Origin of the sequence: Bacillus sp. FSL W8-0116 (assembly GCF_038003825.1) — a bacterium.
Lineage (GTDB): Bacteria > Bacillota > Bacilli > Bacillales > DSM-4216 > Bacillus_O > Bacillus_O smithii.
The window spans coordinates 2,734,968-2,752,373 of the sequence record NZ_JBBOPY010000001.1; the positions used below are offsets into that span (position 1 = coordinate 2,734,968).

Sequence of the window (17,406 nt, forward strand, 5' to 3'; positions counted from 1 at the left end):
GTTGAATTAAAGATTTACAACTGAACACACAAACGATCGATCGTTTGTTCTGGTTTCTGGTTGATTCGCTGAATAAAGGCTTGGACATTCTTTCTAATTTCTTGCACACTCGAATAGAACACGTTGTAAATCACGTCTGATTTCAGCCATTTCCATAGCCCTTCAATCAAGTTCAATTGCGGACTGTATGGTGGCAAAAAGACGAGCTCTAACCGATCTTCGTGTTCTTTTAAAAATGGCTGAATGAGTTTGGCATGGTGAATTCGAGCGTTATCTAAAATCATCACTATTTTGCCTGTGGGATAGCGTTCTAACACAAGTTGAAGAAATCGAAGAAATGTTTCCGCGTCATAGCATTCTTCTTCGATGCAAAACACTTCCCCTGTTTCGTAGTTCAACGTGCCAATCAGCTTCAGCCCTTGATGTTTTCCAAACGTCGGAATGATTCGTTGTTTTCCTTTGACAAACCATGTTTTTTGAATCGCTTGGTAATCACGAATCATCGACTCATCTTGAAAGAGGACATGGGCGATGTTCCCATCTACCAGTTTTTTTTTACTTCAGGGAAGGTGATTTCGACGAATTCTTTTTGTTTCTCTTCATCGGCATTGGCTAGTGTATAGGTCGGTTTCGTATAGCTTAGCCCTAACCGATGCAGAATGTCACTTGTTCCGCGAAGCGTGTATGTTGGCCCCCACTTTTGTTGAATGAGTTCAGCGATTATCGCAAGCGTCCAATTATATTTTGCTTCGAATCCCACATCTACGGGGAGCTGATGTTCAATGATCAAAGCCAGCTCTTTTTCCTGCTCAGGGGTCAATCGACGTGGGGCGCCAGGTGAGTATTTCATCTCCAGTCCATCAAGACCGCGCTGGGCGTAGGCATGAATATAGTTATAAATAGTTTTCTTGGATCGACCAATAATCGTTGCGATTTCTCCTTTGGTATATCCCTGCAAATGAAGATAAATCGCTTGGTAGCGTTCATATGCTCGTTTACTTTTTGCTTCTTTCATGGCAGTGGACAACTTTTCGATCTCGTCTTTGTGATTTGGCATCATATTTTCTCTCCGTTCCCCTATTTTCTCTTTGTATTTATTCGCCGTGGAACGGGAGAAAACCTTTATTTTAATTTATATAGATGGCTGTTCCATCCAAATTAAAGGAGTAGCCGGTTGGAACGACAAGACCCACAACGGATTTAGAACAGCCGAAGTTTTCCAATTTTTTCATTAAAGTCGGTAAAGCGGATTCAGAAGAAGACGTACCTAAAACGAGCAGCAGTTCTTCTTTAATATAAGCGATAAATTTCAAAATATTAAATTTAAACAATTTGGCTATCAATCCGAGAATAATAAAAACAAATAGGAACATAGTTAAGTAGATGGAACCCATCAGTTTTCCGAGGTTGACAAGGGATCCGACTCCGAATTGTCCGATGGTGTAGGCCATGGCTCCAAATGCCGCAATCGGAGAAAATTTCATAATCATATTGACAATTTTAAAGAAAATATCTGTTAATTGTTCAAACAATTTGATGACAGGTGATGCTTTTTCTCCCAAGGACGCTGCTGCGAGTCCAAATAAGACAGCAAAAAATAAAATAGGAAGTAAATCGCCTTTAGCCAACGCTCCTACAACGCTGTCCGGAATGATGCTGGAAATAAAATCAATAAAACCGTGCCCTGATTCTTTTGCTTGTGATACATACTGGGAAATATCTTCGTGTTTAGCACCGGATAAATCAAAGCCTTTGCCTGGTTGGACGATATTGACGACGATCATGCCGATCGCTAATGCTATAGTGCTGACGACTTCAAAATAAATAAGGGCCTTTCCGCCGATCCGTCCGACTTTTTTCATATCTCCCATGCCGCCGATTCCTGTGACAACGGTCAAGAAGATAATAGGCGCTATCAACATTTTAATTAATTTAATGAACCAATCAGCTAAAATTTTTAGCTTTGATGCAAATTCTGGAAATAGGATACCGACAATGATTCCTAATAAAATTCCAATAATAACCCTTACGGTTAAATTATTGAAGTTGATCCTCACTTTAGTGTTCCCCCTTTTCGTGATCGCTTTCAAAATCTATTATATAACAGGTTTGAACATTCGTCATTACTATATAATAATATTTTTTGCAAATTTTTATCGAAACGAAATATTCGAAAAATAGTTTAAACTTCTCAACTTCCGTTTTAATTTTTATATGAGCATTTTGCAAAATTAGATTTTTTGGATAAAAGTATAAAAAATAAAGCACTCGACAAATAGCTACCAGCATGTTATTTTACAAAATATTACAATAATCTTGTTTTCGGGCATACCTACAGAATTTTTCACATTGAATTTTTTTAAGCGGCTTTCTTCCCTTTATTTTCCTTTGCCATCGCTAGCGCTGAAACAAGTAATACAATAGCGTTCAGGTAAATATGGGTCTTTACTTTTTCAATTCCCCATACATGTAGGGAGTTCGCCGTAAGGTAGCTTTTCATTCTTGAATTACAGCGTTCTACACTTGTCCTCTCGTTGTAAAGCTCTTTCCAACGTTTTGTATCACGGTGCGGATTGGAATATCGGCGCACATCCTTTTTGATGTCGACTTTTACCACCATTCCATAGTTGGAAGATGAACAGGCTGCCATTCCTAATGGGCAATCCACTTTGCCGGTTGCGTGAGGACATCTGAACTTGAGCTGGTCCTTATCAGCTCCCCAATAAGTCATTTCATAACCCATGGAACAACGCGGAGTTCCATTGGAAGAAATCCCTTCAGGAGGCTCTTTTTCGTTGCGCAAATTGAGCGGGATAATGGCTTGCGCTCCAATGTTTTTGGCTGATTCATAGTTTTTTAGTTGGTCATATCCGCCATCCATGATCAGAAATTCAATTTTGGATTTGGTACGCTCTGCCACTTGCTCTATTCATTCTGGTGCGACTTCTCCATCGTTCACATGGGCAGGGGTTACTTTTATGGCCATTGGCAGTTCGCTTGCGGTATCGACTGAAAGATGCATCTTATAGCCAAACCAGGTAATTTTATTGCCGAAGGAATCATATTTTGCGCCCCAATTGGCATTACCCGTTTGTTCACTACGCTTTTTGGGCTGTTTCTTTTCATAGGCATCAATGGCGGCACTGTCGATGGCCTGGTGGCTGCCGTCAATTATTCCTTCCTCCTGAGCTAACTGTACCAAGTCAAGGAAGATCTTTTCAGCCAGCTTTTTTTTGGTAAGTGCCGCAAAAACCCGGCTGAGAGTGGAGATAGACGGTGCGGGGCGATCAATCGATAAACCGCATTGATAACGGAAACGAAGGTCTTTATCCAATCGATGATGAAGGGCGGTAAAGGTGTCGATGCCTTCGAGTGGGGCAGCGATGAGAGCCCTTAGAATCCCTTCTCTGGAATGACCGTCAGCCCCTCGGGGTGAAGAACTTCTCAACTGTTTAGCATAAGGGCGTAAATCAAGCGAGCTAAAAAAGATAGGTAATTTCTCTTTTGACTCTAATTTTTGCAGTTCTTCAAAGGAAAATAGGCTTTCTTGTAGAATATACAAAGTGACTTCCTCCTTTTGAATTTTTGTGCTTTCGTCACTTCAAAAATTCTACATTTTAGGGGTGAAGTCCTTTTTTGTGTCTTTGAAATCCTTATGGCTCTTGGGTCAAAAAATATGCAAAATGCTCATATCGAAAAAGACAACAGCATTGTCTAAAAAATAGGAAAAATGGCGATAATCATTGACGAACTGGTAGCAAATTCGCTAATATAATGGTTGAAACAGAAGGATGCTGCTATTTACGACAACGAAAAAAGATAAAAGCTGAATGATAATATAGTATCGATTAATGGCTTGGAAAGGGAGGAGTACGGTGATCACCGCTCTTTTAGAGAGGGAATCCATGGCTGAAAGATTCCTGAGCGGATTCATCGGAAGGTCGCCCTTGAGCTGCTTCTGTGAAACGATTTAGTAGCCGAAGCCGGGAAAACCCGTTATCCGAAAGAGTGCCGGATTTCGATCCGGAAAAAAGGTGGTACCACGAAGACAACTCCTTTCGTCCTTTTGGCGATAGGAGTTTTTTATTTTGAATTGAAAAGGAGGAAACGATGTGGAGAATCACGATGTGAAGATGCCGCCAAAGTATGACCCGCGCGCTGTAGAAGCGGGAAGATACGAATGGTGGGTAAACGGTAAATTTTTTGAAGCAAAAGATGATCCAGAAAAACAACCTTATACGATTGTGATCCCGCCGCCCAATGTGACCGGAAAGCTTCATTTGGGGCATGCTTGGGATACTACTTTGCAAGACATTTTAACGCGTATGAAACGCATGCAAGGTTACGATGTCCTTTGGCTTCCGGGCATGGACCATGCAGGAATTGCTACGCAGGCAAAAGTGGAGCAAAAACTTCGGGAAGAAGGAAAGTCCCGCTACGATCTAGGTCGGGAAAAGTTTTTAGAGGAAGTTTGGAAATGGAAAAAAGAGTATGCCGATTTTATTCGTAAACAATGGGCTAAACTCGGTCTTGGCCTGGACTATAGCCGTGAACGTTTTACTCTCGATGAAGGACTTTCAAAAGCGGTTAGAAAAGTGTTCGTTTCTCTTTACCGCAAAGGTCTCATTTATCGCGGGGAGTACATCATCAACTGGGACCCTGTGACGAAAACAGCTTTGTCCGATATTGAAGTCGTCTATAAAGAAGTAAAAGGCGCTTTCTACCATATGAAATATCCGCTCAAAGACGGTTCTGGCTATATTGAAGTGGCGACTACCCGTCCGGAAACGATGCTGGGTGATACGGCGGTAGCTGTTCATCCGAATGATGAACGGTATAAGCATCTTATTGGCAAAACGGTGATTTTGCCGATCGTTGGCCGGGAAATCCCGATTATCGGCGATGAATATGTCGATATGGAATTTGGCTCCGGAGCCGTAAAAATTACGCCGGCGCACGATCCGAATGACTTTGAAGTGGGCAACCGCCATAATTTGGAACGGATATTAGTCATGAACGAAGACGGCACCATGAATGAGAATGCCCTTCAATATCAAGGAATGGACCGTTTTGAATGCCGTAAGCAGATTGTTAAAGATCTAAAGGAACAAGGTGTTCTTTTCAAAATTGAAGAACACATGCATTCAGTTGGGCATTCTGAACGAAGCGGTGCGGTTGTTGAACCATTTTTATCAACACAATGGTTCGTGAAAATGGAACCGTTGGCCAAAGCGGCTATTGAATGGCAAAAAGGAAAAGACAAAGTTCACTTTGTACCCGAACGATTTGAAAAAACGTATTTGCATTGGATGGAAAACATCCGCGATTGGTGCATTTCCCGTCAGCTATGGTGGGGTCATCGAATTCCAGCTTGGTATCATAAAGAAACCGGTGAAATTTACGTTGATATGGAACCGCCTAAAGATATTGAGAATTGGGAGCAGGATCCGGACGTTCTTGATACATGGTTCAGCTCGGCGCTTTGGCCATTTTCCACTATGGGTTGGCCGGATACAGAAGCATCGGATTACAAACGCTATTATCCGACTGATGCTCTTGTCACTGGATATGATATCATTTTCTTCTGGGTCTCAAGAATGATTTTCCAAGGTTTGGAATTCACTGGAAAACGGCCGTTTAAGGACGTTCTTATTCATGGACTTGTCCGTGATGCGGAAGGTCGAAAAATGAGCAAATCACTTGGAAACGGGGTAGACCCGATGGATGTCATCGATCAATACGGAGCTGATTCACTCCGCTATTTCCTTGCAACGGGAAGTTCTCCGGGACAAGATTTGCGTTTCAGTATTGAAAAAATTGAGTCTGTCTGGAATTTTGCCAATAAAATTTGGAACGCTTCCCGATTTGCCATGATGAATATGAACGGGCTCACGTATGAAGAAATTGATTTAACCGGAGAGAAATCAGTGGCGGACAAATGGATTTTAACCCGCTTGAATGAAACCATCGAGCTTGTGACAAATCTTGCTGAACGCTATGAATTCGGGGAAGTCGGCCGAGTATTATATAATTTTATTTGGGATGACTTCTGCGACTGGTATATCGAAATGGCCAAATTGCCTCTTTATGGCGATGATGAAGCGTCCAAGAAAACGACTCGTTCCGTTTTGGCGTACGTATTGGATCAAACGATGCGGTTGCTGCATCCGTTCATGCCGTTTATTACCGAGGAAATATGGCAAAATCTTCCGCATAAAGGAGAATCGATTACCGTTGCGAGCTGGCCGGTGGTTCGTCCTGAACTTTCTGATCCAGAAGCCGCTGATGAAATGAAGCTTCTAGTGGAAATCATTCGTTCTGTCCGCAATATCCGCGCGGAAGTGAATACGCCTCTTAGCAAGCCGATTAAAATGGTGGTACAAGCAAAAGATGAACATATTTTGTCTGTTCTGGAAAGAAACCGTGTGTATCTTGAACGCTTCTGCAATCCAGAAACGTTGACGATTGCAACGGACATAGAGGCTCCGGAAAAAGCGATGACGGCGGTTGTAACGGGAGCGGAAATTTTCTTGCCGCTTGAAGGCTTAATCAACTTAGAAGAAGAGATTGCCCGATTGAAAAAAGAATGGGAAAAATGGAATAAAGAAGTGGAAAGAGTACAGAAAAAACTCAGCAATGAAAACTTCGTGAAAAAGGCGCCTCAAAAAGTGGTTGAGGAAGAGCGTCAAAAAGAAAAAGACTATCTCGAAAAACGAAAAGCTGTCGAAGAAAGAATTAACGAATTACAAAATTTATAATAGCCAGCAGAATGTGCTTTCCGTAAAAGAAAAAGGACTGGAAAATGAGGAGGGATGGATTTGCTTCTGCAAAGCAAGTATTCCTCCTTGCTTCCAGTCTTTTTTTGTATTCTTTTTTGAAATCGTTTTTCTCAAGTAGTATTGTAATAAAGGGGGGATTGAAAAATGATTCATACATACGAAGAAGCGTTAGAATGGATTCATGGAAGATTGAAGCTTGGAATCAAACCGGGTTTAAAGAGAATGGAATGGATGATGGAGAAGCTTGATCATCCGGAGCGCCGCTTGAAAGCCGTACATGTCGGAGGGACAAATGGCAAAGGGTCAACGGTTGAAATGATCCGCTCCATTCTGCAAGAAGCGGGCTATCATGTCGGAACTTTTACTTCCCCATATATCGAACAATTTAACGAACGAATCAGCGTGAACGGTAAACCCATTAGCAATGAAGAGATTGTCCAGCTGACCAATGTGATTAAACCATTGGCGGAAGAACTGGAAAATACAGAATGGGGTGGTCCATCAGAATTTGAAGTCATTACGGCGATGGCTATCTATTATTTTGCCAAAATCCGCCCGGTTCCTTTAGTCATTTTTGAGGTGGGAATGGGAGGACGATTTGATTCCACCAACGTGATTATTCCGATATTGACGGTGATTACGAATATTGGAATGGACCATATGGAGTATTTGGGGGATACTGTTGAAAAAATTGCATTTGAAAAGGCAGGAATCATTAAAAACGGAATCCCTGTGATCACGGCGGTTCATCAAGAGGATGCTCTTGCTGTCATTCAAAATAAAAGCAAAAAAGGCCGTTCCAGCCTTTATCGATTGGGGAAAGAGTTCTCGGTCGAACATGTTGCTTCTGTTCCGGAGGGTGAAAAGATCAACCTCTCATCCGTTTTAGGAAGCTGGGAAGATTTAATTGTCGGATTAAAAGGAGTCCATCAAGTCGAAAATGCTGCTCTTGCATTAATGGCGGCTTCCTACTTGAAAACGTTCTTTTCTTTCTTAATTGAAGAGGAGCATATTCGCGACGGATTAAAAAATGCGTTTTGGCCAGGAAGAATGGAAGTTTTGTCCGAGAAGCCTTTAGTCATGATGGACGGCGCTCATAATCCTGATGGGATCAAGGCACTTACCGAAACGATAAAGCAGCGTTATTCGGAATATAAACGCACGATTCTTTTTGCGGCGCTGAAAACGAAAAAAATAGACGACATGGTGCGATCGCTTGAAGAAATCGCGGATGAACTTGTTTTTGCCACATTTGATTTTCCAAAAGCAGCCGGACAAGAAGAATTTTCGGACTGCAACGGAACGTATATTGGAGAAGGGTGGCCGTCTTTCTTGAAGGAAAAAACAGCCTCTCTTCAAGAAAACGAAATACTCATGATTACAGGCTCGCTGTATTTTCTTTCAGAAGTGAAAAAAGCATTCCAAAAAAACAAATAAAGTGACACTTCCATTCATGGAACATGAATGGTTAGTGGAACCAATCGGGCATTAGGGGCAGTTGTCCTCCAATTGGAGCTCTATTAGTCCTATATGTTCTGGAGAGGAAGGATCTTACTGCCCCTTCATGCGGGATAAGGTGACACTTCCATTCGTGGAACACGAATGGTTAGTGAAACCAATCGGCATCAGGGACAGTTGTCCTCCAATTGGAGCTCTATTAGTCCTATATGTTCTGGAGAGGAAGGATCTTACTGCCCCTTCATGCGGGATAAAGTGACACTTCCATTCATGGAACATGAATGGTTAGTGGAACCAATCGGCATCAGGGACAGTTAGCTTTATTGAGAAGAGGTCTTACTGCCCTTTGCAGGAAAAACGATCAGGAAGACTCGTAGCGGGTCTTCTTTTTTTGCTCGAAATAGTTTTCTTGTTGTTGAATCAAAATTGTTATTCTCATATAAAAATCGACTGTCCGGGCGAAGGAGAAACTATTTTTTGATAGCTTTTTTATCCAACGATTATTCTACCATTCGACACGTATTTTCTTGATTAAAGATTTGTCGTCATAACGAGTCAATAAATCCATTTTGATGATAGCAAGGGAATCTACATATGCGGCCTTCCCGTGATGCAACAACTACCCTTCAAAATAACGTTTATAAGTCAATGGCGATGCCATAACTTAGAGACTTCATCAACTATACATAAGAAAAAATTTTTGCTTGCTATTGAAATAAAGTTTTGTAATGATCTTGAGAGAATGATTCGTGATCTTAACATTTTTGGCGGAAAATAAGGGACATTTCGAGTGGGCAAGCGAATATTTTAGAAAATTTACGACCGTTTTCTCATGCATGCCTTGCGAAAATAGAAAAGCAGTGAAAAAATTTGACGACAAACTGCCTTTAAAAGACGACAAAACTCTTGTTCTTTTTTTGATTGAGTGTGCTAGGATAAGGCAATAAGAATGCACGGGGAGGGCAGGCAAATTGGACGAGCAAAAAAATCGCACGATCAAAATTGTACTAGATGGGAAAGAATCGGAAAAGAAGAACTCAATCACTCATCGTTGGAATACCAGTCAAAAGGAGACTGCTGCGGCGATTGAAAAAAACAGTGGCGAAGAAAATGAATCTTTTGCGTGGGTCCTTCCAGAAGAAGAAGTTCAAAAAATGGAAGAGGATCAAGGCTTTCATAAAATAGAATATGTTTCAACCTCTAAAGGAAAGAAAAAAAGCGGAAAAAGATCAGTGGGAGGAAAACAGGCTGCATCGCTTGCGTTATCCATAGTCAGCGCTATGATTGTCGGCATCATGCTTGGCTTTGTGATTGTTAAAGTTGTCACGAATGCGGATGCGGGAACACCGGTTAAGCAGGTCCGCTCTTCCCAGCAAGGAACTGTGCCGGCAAAAAGCAATAAGGAGGAAACGCTTGTACTTCCAGAACTTTCGGCGTCGATTGTTCAGGGAGGTATTTTCAGCAAAGAAGAAGCAGCGCAAGAGGTGCTGAAAAAAGTGAAAGATAAAGGGGTCCCTGCCGAAACGTTCATGCAGGATGGACAATACGTTCTTCTATTGGGTACGGCTGGATCGATTGAAGATGCAAAGAAGTTAGGCAGTCTTTGGAAAGAAAAAAAAGTGGATGTTTATGCGAAAACTTTTACGATACCGGAAAGAAAGATCCAAGCTGCTAAAAGCGACACTGGCCTGGTGGAGCAATACGTTTCTTTGTTTCAGCTGCTTTCGGCGGAGAGTGCCAATATTGTTCTGAACAAAGGAGCCGATTTAGCCAATCGAGACATCATTCAATCTAATTTGCAAAAAGTAGAAAAACAAACTCCTAAAACAACTGCTTTAAAAACCATGCAAAAATCACTATTAGAGGCTGGAAAGGATATCGTTCATTTGAGCAAGCAAGCGGATCGACAAAAAGGCATTGATGCCCAAGAACAACTGTTGAAATTTATCGGCGCCTATTCCTCTGCAAAGTAGTTTTTGATTCTTTGCAGGGCGTCCGTCAAAACGGAAAGTCAGTTGGATGCAGTATTGAATTCGCTTCGATAAGGATCTGGTTTTTGTTGTTCTGTCGCTTAAACGGTGAGTAAAATCAAGTAAACTAAAAGTAGATAACTCTAAACAAGGAACATTGTATTTTACGTCGGGACTCCAATTAGGGATTTTGGTGGTTGAAACGGCTGGTTAAGAGCAACAATTAAAGGAAAACGTTGTACTTCCATAAAATAAGGGAGGTACTGGAATGATCGTTTCAAGCGTAGTATCAGTATTGTTTTTTGCAATGGCAATGTTTGGGGTAGTCAAGTTTACTCAATTACTTAGTGGCAAAAAGAATTTAAAACATAACTAGCATTGTTTTTTTCTAGGGATTCCTAAAATAAAGGAATCCCTAAATTTTTGCTTTAATACTTATTATCACGACCTTAGTTTTACAGGTAAAGAAAACTTTTGCTTGCTGTTTGTCAACGGTAAATCGGACTGAGTGAAGGATGAACAAAGTAGAATTTAAGGAGTTGACAAACTAACTACACCCGAACCCTCTTAGAATTGTCTGAATTTTTTGTTTTTATACCCTGTAAATTTTTTAAATGAAAGAATGACAAAACAGTTTCCTATGTTTACAAAAAACAAAGGATTGGTCCTACTTAAATCGTCAAAATTTAAAGTAAAAGATGAATGGTGAAAGGATTGAAGGATTTGTACTATAAGGTGAATATTGGTAAAATAGACGTGTATCTCCCTGACATGAAAGGAACGTGAAGGTATGCAAAAATTGATTTTGGCTTCTAGTTCTCCACGCAGAAAAGCACTTCTTCAAAGACTGAATATCCCCTTTACAGTTGAAATCAGCCATGTAGAAGAGAAGATCTCACCAGAAGCTCCCCCTGATGAAGCGGTAATGTCTCTTGCCCTCCAAAAAGCAAAAGCAGTGGCATCTCATGCACCGGAAGCTTTTGTTATTGGGGCTGATACAATGGTGTCTATTCACAATCAAATTTTAGGAAAACCGAAAAGCCGTGAGGAAGCTAAGAACATGTTGAAGATGCTGTCTGGACAAACCCACTCCGTTTATACCGGAACAGCCATTGTACATGGGGAGCAACGCGTTTTCTATGAACGGACGGATGTTACCTTTTGGACATTGCCTGATGATGTAATAGATGACTATCTCAACAGCGGGGAATCGTTTGATAAAGCGGGTGCATACGGAATCCAAGGTCTGGGGTCAATATTCGTCAAAGAAATTCATGGCGACTTTTTTTCGGTGGTAGGACTGCCAATAGCAAGGGTATTCTGGACATTAAAAGAAATGGGATATCGGCCATTTGTTTCATGAGATGAAAGAGGAAGACAGAGCCTTTCATCTAAGAAAGTGGCATTGGAGCTGTTGTAAAAACGGATTGGCTTGTCAGGAACCGCTATTACACGCAAGTTTATTTCTATGCGAATCTTCCAAAAAGAAAAGACACCCCTGAAATTTTCCTTGTCATGGCTTGCCCGATCTTTTACCAAGGAAATGAAGGCATCGTATTGGAATCCCTTTATTAGAACCTCTGATATAACGGGAATGATCACGATACCGTTCTATTCTTTCCTCCTCATTTTACAAATAGAAAAGTCCGGCGAACCAAAGCACAATTCCTTTTTTGACTCCGTTTTCATGAGTGAGCGGAGAACAGATGATAAACCAATATTGATACAAGGAGGATCAAATTTGTCAAAAGAATCGCTTAGGATCCATAACGTTCCACGTGAAGATCGGCCGCGGGAACGACTGATATTAAAAGGAGCGCACAGCTTGTCCAACCATGAATTGATCGCCATTCTTCTTCAGTCGGGGACAAAAGAAGAGTCCGTCTTGCAGCTGGCAAATCGGCTATTAAATCAGTTCGAAGGATTACGAATGTTAAAAGATGCTACTTTAGAAGAAATTACCTCTATTAAAGGAATTGGTCGGGCGAAAGCTGTTCAAATCATGGCGGCGCTGGAACTGGGCAGACGTATCCACAGTCTTTCATTAGACAAACGGTATGTTATCCGCTCTCCCGAAGACGGTGCAAATTATGTCATGCAAGAAATGCGGTTTTTAACACAAGAACATTTCGTGTGCCTCTTCCTTAACACCAAAAATCAAGTTCTCCACAAACAAACCATTTTTATCGGTAGTTTGAATGCTTCAATTGTTCATCCTAGGGAAGTGTTTAAAGAAGCGCTTCGCCGCTCCGCTGCCTCCATTATTTGCTTTCACAACCACCCATCCGGTGATCCGACGCCTAGCCGAGAAGATATTGAGGTGACCAAACGTTTAGCTGAGTGTGGAAAAATCATCGGAATTGAAGTTCTCGATCATCTCATTATCGGCGACCAAAAATACATTAGTTTAAAAGAAAAAGGCTACTTATAATGCTATGATTTTTCTGGGGGTTACGCTATAATATGATTTATGATTTTTACAAGTTTTTTCGAATTCCAATGGAGAATAGGGCCATCAGAATCTAGAGGGTTAGGCGCGTTTTGAAAGCCTTGCCTTGGTTTTTTCTGCTCACATTGCCGCTGTGGGAGAAACGACAGTTTATCAAGTTGTGGCACTAAAGGGGCATCAGTTGGAATGAGAACCACAAAAAGGCAATTCAAGCATTCGAACTGGTTCGCTTCTTTAACAGTCTTTTTTAAAGCGGGAAATCCTATTAGGCAGCAAAAAAACGTGCTTACCTAATGGATGGCTTTTGCAGAGATCACATTTTCAATTGCTATTTCGTATCAGTTAGAAAGGGAGATACAACAATGTTTGGAATTGGAGCAAGAGACTTAGGAATCGATTTGGGAACGGCCAATACACTTGTTTATGCAAAAGGAAAAGGAATTGTCGTACGGGAGCCTTCCGTGGTCGCCATTCAGACAGATACAAAACAAATTGTGGCAGTGGGAAATGATGCTAAAAATATGATCGGACGGACTCCTGGAAATGTGGTGGCTACTCGTCCGATGAAAGACGGAGTCATCGCGGATTACGAAACGACAGCTACCATGATGAAGTATTACATTTCTCAAGCAACTAAGAATAAAGGCTTTTTTACGCGAAAACCATATGTGATGGTATGCGTTCCTTCGGGGATTACGGCAGTGGAAGAAAGAGCCGTGATCGATGCCACTCGTCAAGCGGGTGCAAGGGATGCCTATACCATTGAAGAACCGTTTGCAGCGGCTATAGGCGCTAATTTGCCGGTATGGGAGCCGACGGGAAGCATGGTTGTGGATATTGGCGGAGGAACGACTGAAGTAGCGATTATTTCCTTGGGCGGCATCGTGACGAGCCAGTCATTAAGAGTGGCAGGTGATGAAATGGATGAAGCGATCATTGCGTACATTCGTAAGCAGTATAATTTATTAATTGGAGATAGAACAGCGGAAATTGTTAAAATGGAAATCGGATCGGCAGATGGTGAAGCGGAAGTCGAAAAAATGGATATTCGCGGCCGAGACCTGTTAACAGGATTGCCAAAAACGATTGAAATTTCCGCGAAGGAAATTGCCACTGCCTTAAAAGATACCGTCTATGCTATTGTGGATACCGTGAAAAGCACGTTGGAAAAGACTCCTCCGGAACTGGCTGCTGATATTATGGATAGAGGAATTGTATTGACTGGGGGAGGAGCTCTGCTTCGCAATTTAGACAAAGTGATTAGCCAAGAAACGAATATGCCTGTGATCATTGCCGAAAATCCTCTTGATTGTGTAGCCGTTGGAACGGGTAAAGCGCTCGATCATATTCATATGTTCAAAAATAAAGCAAGATAAGATTGATTTTTATCGCAAATAGGATTCCCTTCCGCCCGTGAAAATGGGGCGGCAAGCGGCAAAAGAGGCGGCTGGCGCACAGTAAATAAAAAAGTTTTCTCATTCTTGAAACCAGCTGCCCCTGTTTTTTTGCCGATTGGGAAGCCTATCTGCTGATGACTTTTGATTTCATCCGTTGATGAAAAAAGGATAAAATAGAGGTGTACTTCATGCCACAGTTTTTTTCGAATAAACGTCTTATAGTTCTTCTTGTCAGCATTATCGTTCTCGTGGCATTGATCGGATATTCCCTGCGCAATAAAGCAAATATCTCTTGGCCGGAACAATTTGTAAAAGATATTGTTGGTTTAGGACAATCCGTTGTTTCAAAGCCTGCTGGCGCTATAACGAATTTTTTTGAAGATATTCAGAATTTAAAAAATACATATCAAGAGAATGAAAAGTTAAAAGCCCATTTAGCACAATTGGGGCAAATTGAAAGTGAAGTTAACCGATTGAAAAAAGATAATCAAGAGTTGCGGGCAGTCTTGAAAAAACAAGAAAGCCTGTCAGATTATAGCGTTATACAAGCAACGGTCATTGCGCGTAATCCGGACCGGTGGTTTGATCTTGTCACGATCGATAAAGGAAAAGCGGCAGGGGTAAAACCCGGTATGGCGGTTCAAACGGCGAATGGATTGATCGGCAAAGTAAAAAGTGCGGCAAAGTTTACGGCTTCGGTTGAATTGTTGAGTGCGCAAGATCCAAAAAACAGAATTTCAGCGGTGATTCAATCGAAGAAAAACGTTTACGGCCTCATTGAAGGTTACGATCAAGATAAAGGATATTTGCTGTTAAAGGATATCCCGTTCAATGTGAAAATTAAAAAAGGAGATAGCGTCATCACTTCTGGACTTGGCGGTGTTTTCCCGAAAGGGCTTTTAATTGGCAAAGTGAAAAAATTGGTGCCGGACCAATTCGGTCTGACGCAAACAGCTTATATCAAACCGGCGGCAGATATGTATGATCTTGAACACGTGATGGTTGTCAAACGGAAAATGAGAACCGCGAGTATGGCTTCAGATAATTCACAACAGCAGCAAAGCACAGTTGATGGGGAGGGGGAAATGTGAAACAGTTTCTTCTTCCTCTTATTATGGTTGCATGTTTCCTGAGTGAAAATGTGTTTTTTAACTGGACCCCGGAATCTGTGCTGGATGGCAGGTGGATATTAGCTCCCCGTTTTTTTGCGGTGGCTCTTATTTTAATGACGATTTTTTACAATCGATCCACAGCCATAAAATATGGATTTATATTTGGTCTGCTATTTGATGTGTTCTATACCGAAATGTTAGGTGTCTATATGTTTGTTTTCCCGTTTATTGTTTATATTACATCCAAATTGATGAAGGTCTTGCAAAGTGATTTTTTGATCGTTGCTTTGGTTGTGGTGATCGATCTTTCCGTTTTAGAATCCATACTTTATGCTTTAAATTTATTAATCCAGCGCACGGATCTTACATTTGGACAATTTTTGTCTGATCGGCTATGGGCGACTCTTATTCTGAATCTTGCTTTTTATCTAGTATTCGGAGGACTGTTAAAAAATGTGTTCACTCGTTTGAGGCGAGAGATTTTGGATGCGTAAAGCAATGTTTCATTTTTAGTGGGAATGGACGATATAGTAAAGCCCTGTATCAAAAAGCACGTTGGAACCAACGCAACAAAGAATGCGAAACGAATCGTTCTCTTTTATATGGAATTCACATAATCGGAACATGACTATAAAAAAGGAAAACACCGAATGGATGTCGAATTATTGGACGACAGAGGTGAATAGTGCGCCATGAAGAAAAGCCAAAATGTTGTGATGAAAGGAACAAAGGACGGATTGACCCTTCATTTAAATGATCGTTGTTCCTATGAAGAACTGCTTGAAGAATTGCAGGAAAAAATATTGTTGGATCATCAAGACGACGATTCACCGCTTATCTCCGTGAAAATCCAAACAGGCAATCGTTATTTGACAGACCAACAAATTAATCAAATTAAAGAGTTGATCGGTTCAAAAAAGAATTTAATTGTAGAAGATGTTTCCATGAATGTAGTCTCAATAGAGGAGGCTATGCGATGGAAACAAGAAAGCGAAATTATCACCATCGCCAGCATTGTTCGTTCAGGTCAAGTGATCGAAGTTCCGGGTGATTTGCTGTTGGTTGGAGACGTCAATCCTGGCGGTATGGTGATGGCGGGCGGCAATATTTTTATTATGGGATCCTTAAAAGGGATTGCTCACGCCGGATGCTATGGCAATGATGAAGCGGTTATTGTCGCTTCAAAAATGGTTCCAACACAGTTAAGGATTAGCAACTGTTTAAATAGAGCTCCTGATGAATATAGCGAAGATGAGAGTCATGAAATGGAGTGTGCCTACATAAATGAATCCAACCAAATTGTCGTCGATCGTTTGCAAGTTTTAAAACATCTTAGACCAAATATTACGAGATTTAAAGGGGGACAATAAAGTGGGTGAGGCGATCGTCATAACATCTGGAAAAGGCGGAGTCGGAAAAACAACCACTTCTGCCAATTTAGGGACAGCTCTTGCTCTATTAGATAAAAAAGTATGTTTAGTAGATACGGATATTGGACTACGAAATTTAGACGTGGTATTGGGATTGGAAAATAGAATTATTTACGATTTGGTGGATGTTGCAGAAGGGCGTTGTAAAATTCATCAGGCTCTCGTGAAAGACAAGCGGTTTAATGATCTGCTTTTTCTGCTTCCAGCTGCGCAAACGAGCGACAAGTCGGCTGTTTCTCCGGAACAAATAAAAAAGCTGGTTGAAGAATTGAAACAGGATTTTGATTATATCTTAATCGATTGTCCTGCAGGCATTGAGCAAGGCTATCGAAATGCAGTGGCAGGAGCGGATAAGGCCATAGTGGTTACCACTCCCGAAAAATCGGCGGTACGGGATGCTGATCGGATCATTGGTCTTTTGGAAAAAGAAAGTCATATTGAGCCACCTAAGCTTGTGATCAATCGCATTCGCAGCCATATGGTGGAAAATGGTGAAATGTTGGATGTCGATGAAATTACAACCCATTTGTCCATTGATTTGCTCGGAATCGTGGTAGATGACGATGAAGTGATTAAATCTTCGAATGCAGGGGAACCGATTGCACATGATCCGAATAATCGGGCGTCTATTGCTTTTCGGAATATTGCCCGGCGAATCCTCGGTGAATCCATCCCTCTTCAACCGCTTGAAACAGAAAAAGAAGGAGTTTTTTCGCGAATTAAAAAGTTTTTTGGCATTCGGAGCAAATAAATTTTGAAAGAACATTTTCAGGAAACGATTCGGCTTTGCTTTGGGATATTCTGACCAAAG

At 41.3% G+C, this 17,406-nt stretch carries 11 protein-coding genes, 2 pseudogenes and 1 other annotated feature; of the genes and pseudogenes, 10 read left to right on the forward strand and 3 right to left on the reverse strand.

Annotated elements, in window-relative coordinates; all coding sequences use genetic code 11:
• Nucleotides 1-14 precede the first annotated feature (14 nt).
• The 3 genes and pseudogenes from N1I86_RS13010 to N1I86_RS13020 all read right to left on the reverse strand — a co-directional run bounded on the left by N1I86_RS13010 (nucleotide 15) and on the right by N1I86_RS13020 (nucleotide 3,562).
• Nucleotides 15-1,060 (reverse strand): IS630-like element ISBs2 family transposase gene (locus N1I86_RS13010; RefSeq protein WP_076611651.1). Its coding sequence is split into 2 segments (ribosomal slippage): nucleotides 15-554 and nucleotides 557-1,060, totalling 1,044 coding nucleotides; the frame shifts between segments, so codons are not numbered across the junction.
• Between the two features lie 70 nt (nucleotides 1,061-1,130).
• Nucleotides 1,131-2,057 (reverse strand): annotated as a pseudogene (locus N1I86_RS13015) (cation:dicarboxylate symporter family transporter); the annotation flags it as partial.
• 302 nt (nucleotides 2,058-2,359) lie between these two features.
• Nucleotides 2,360-3,562: pseudogene (locus N1I86_RS13020) on the reverse strand (transposase).
• A gap of 286 nt (nucleotides 3,563-3,848) precedes the next feature.
• Nucleotides 3,849-4,069: a binding site (T-box leader), on the forward strand.
• Between the two features lie 64 nt (nucleotides 4,070-4,133).
• Between N1I86_RS13020 and N1I86_RS13025 the strand changes: the two are divergent.
• The 10 genes from N1I86_RS13025 (at nucleotide 4,134) to minD (ending at nucleotide 17,346) form a co-directional block, all read left to right on the forward strand.
• Nucleotides 4,134-6,758 carry a valine--tRNA ligase gene (locus N1I86_RS13025; RefSeq protein ID WP_445662281.1) on the forward strand — a complete coding sequence of 875 codons (2,625 nt, stop codon included), beginning with the start codon at nucleotides 4,134-4,136 and terminating at the stop codon, nucleotides 6,756-6,758.
• Nucleotides 6,759-6,923: 165 nt separating this feature from the next.
• Nucleotides 6,924-8,216 carry a bifunctional folylpolyglutamate synthase/dihydrofolate synthase gene (locus N1I86_RS13030; protein ID WP_003355533.1) on the forward strand — a complete coding sequence of 431 codons (1,293 nt, stop codon included), beginning with the start codon at nucleotides 6,924-6,926 and terminating at the stop codon, nucleotides 8,214-8,216.
• Between the two features lie 992 nt (nucleotides 8,217-9,208).
• Entirely contained in the window at nucleotides 9,209-10,210 is a 1,002-nt protein-coding gene (locus N1I86_RS13035; RefSeq protein WP_341096644.1) for an SPOR domain-containing protein, read from the forward strand.
• A 787-nt stretch (nucleotides 10,211-10,997) separates the two neighbouring features.
• Nucleotides 10,998-11,570 (forward strand): Maf family protein, encoded by a 573-nt coding sequence (locus tag N1I86_RS13040; protein WP_341096646.1) that lies wholly within the window; start codon nucleotides 10,998-11,000, stop codon nucleotides 11,568-11,570.
• Between the two features lie 378 nt (nucleotides 11,571-11,948).
• A complete protein-coding gene (gene radC, locus N1I86_RS13045) occupies nucleotides 11,949-12,638 on the forward strand; it encodes a RadC family protein (RefSeq protein ID WP_341096648.1) in 690 nt (229 codons plus the stop codon).
• 380 nt (nucleotides 12,639-13,018) lie between these two features.
• Nucleotides 13,019-14,032 carry a rod shape-determining protein gene (locus tag N1I86_RS13050; RefSeq protein ID WP_003355528.1) on the forward strand — a complete coding sequence of 338 codons (1,014 nt, stop codon included), beginning with the start codon at nucleotides 13,019-13,021 and terminating at the stop codon, nucleotides 14,030-14,032.
• Nucleotides 14,033-14,241: 209 nt separating this feature from the next.
• Entirely contained in the window at nucleotides 14,242-15,144 is a 903-nt protein-coding gene (mreC, locus tag N1I86_RS13055; protein WP_341096651.1) for a rod shape-determining protein MreC, read from the forward strand.
• Nucleotides 15,141-15,659 (forward strand): rod shape-determining protein MreD, encoded by a 519-nt coding sequence (mreD, locus tag N1I86_RS13060; RefSeq protein WP_003355526.1) that lies wholly within the window; start codon nucleotides 15,141-15,143, stop codon nucleotides 15,657-15,659. Before mreC ends, mreD begins: the two co-directional genes overlap by 4 nt.
• A 198-nt stretch (nucleotides 15,660-15,857) precedes the next feature.
• A complete protein-coding gene (gene minC, locus N1I86_RS13065; RefSeq protein ID WP_003355524.1) occupies nucleotides 15,858-16,535 on the forward strand; it encodes a septum site-determining protein MinC in 678 nt (225 codons plus the stop codon).
• Nucleotide 16,536: 1 nt separating this feature from the next.
• Nucleotides 16,537-17,346: a septum site-determining protein MinD gene (minD, locus tag N1I86_RS13070; RefSeq protein WP_003355523.1), complete on the forward strand. Its 810-nt coding sequence runs from the start codon at nucleotides 16,537-16,539 to the stop codon at nucleotides 17,344-17,346.
• Nucleotides 17,347-17,406 lie beyond the last annotated feature (60 nt).

What these genes read in the sequence shown, in the direction of transcription:
- N1I86_RS13030 (WP_003355533.1), top strand. Translation starts at nt 6,924, where the DNA reads ATGATTCATACATACGAAGAAGCGTTAGAATGGATTCATGGAAGATTG.
- N1I86_RS13025 (WP_445662281.1), top strand. Translation starts at nt 4,134, where the DNA reads ATGCCGCCAAAGTATGACCCGCGCGCTGTAGAAGCGGGAAGATACGAA.
- minC (WP_003355524.1), top strand. Translation starts at nt 15,858, where the DNA reads ATGAAGAAAAGCCAAAATGTTGTGATGAAAGGAACAAAGGACGGATTG.
- N1I86_RS13040 (WP_341096646.1), top strand. Translation starts at nt 10,998, where the DNA reads ATGCAAAAATTGATTTTGGCTTCTAGTTCTCCACGCAGAAAAGCACTT.
- N1I86_RS13050 (WP_003355528.1), top strand. Translation starts at nt 13,019, where the DNA reads ATGTTTGGAATTGGAGCAAGAGACTTAGGAATCGATTTGGGAACGGCC.
- mreC (WP_341096651.1), top strand. Translation starts at nt 14,242, where the DNA reads ATGCCACAGTTTTTTTCGAATAAACGTCTTATAGTTCTTCTTGTCAGC.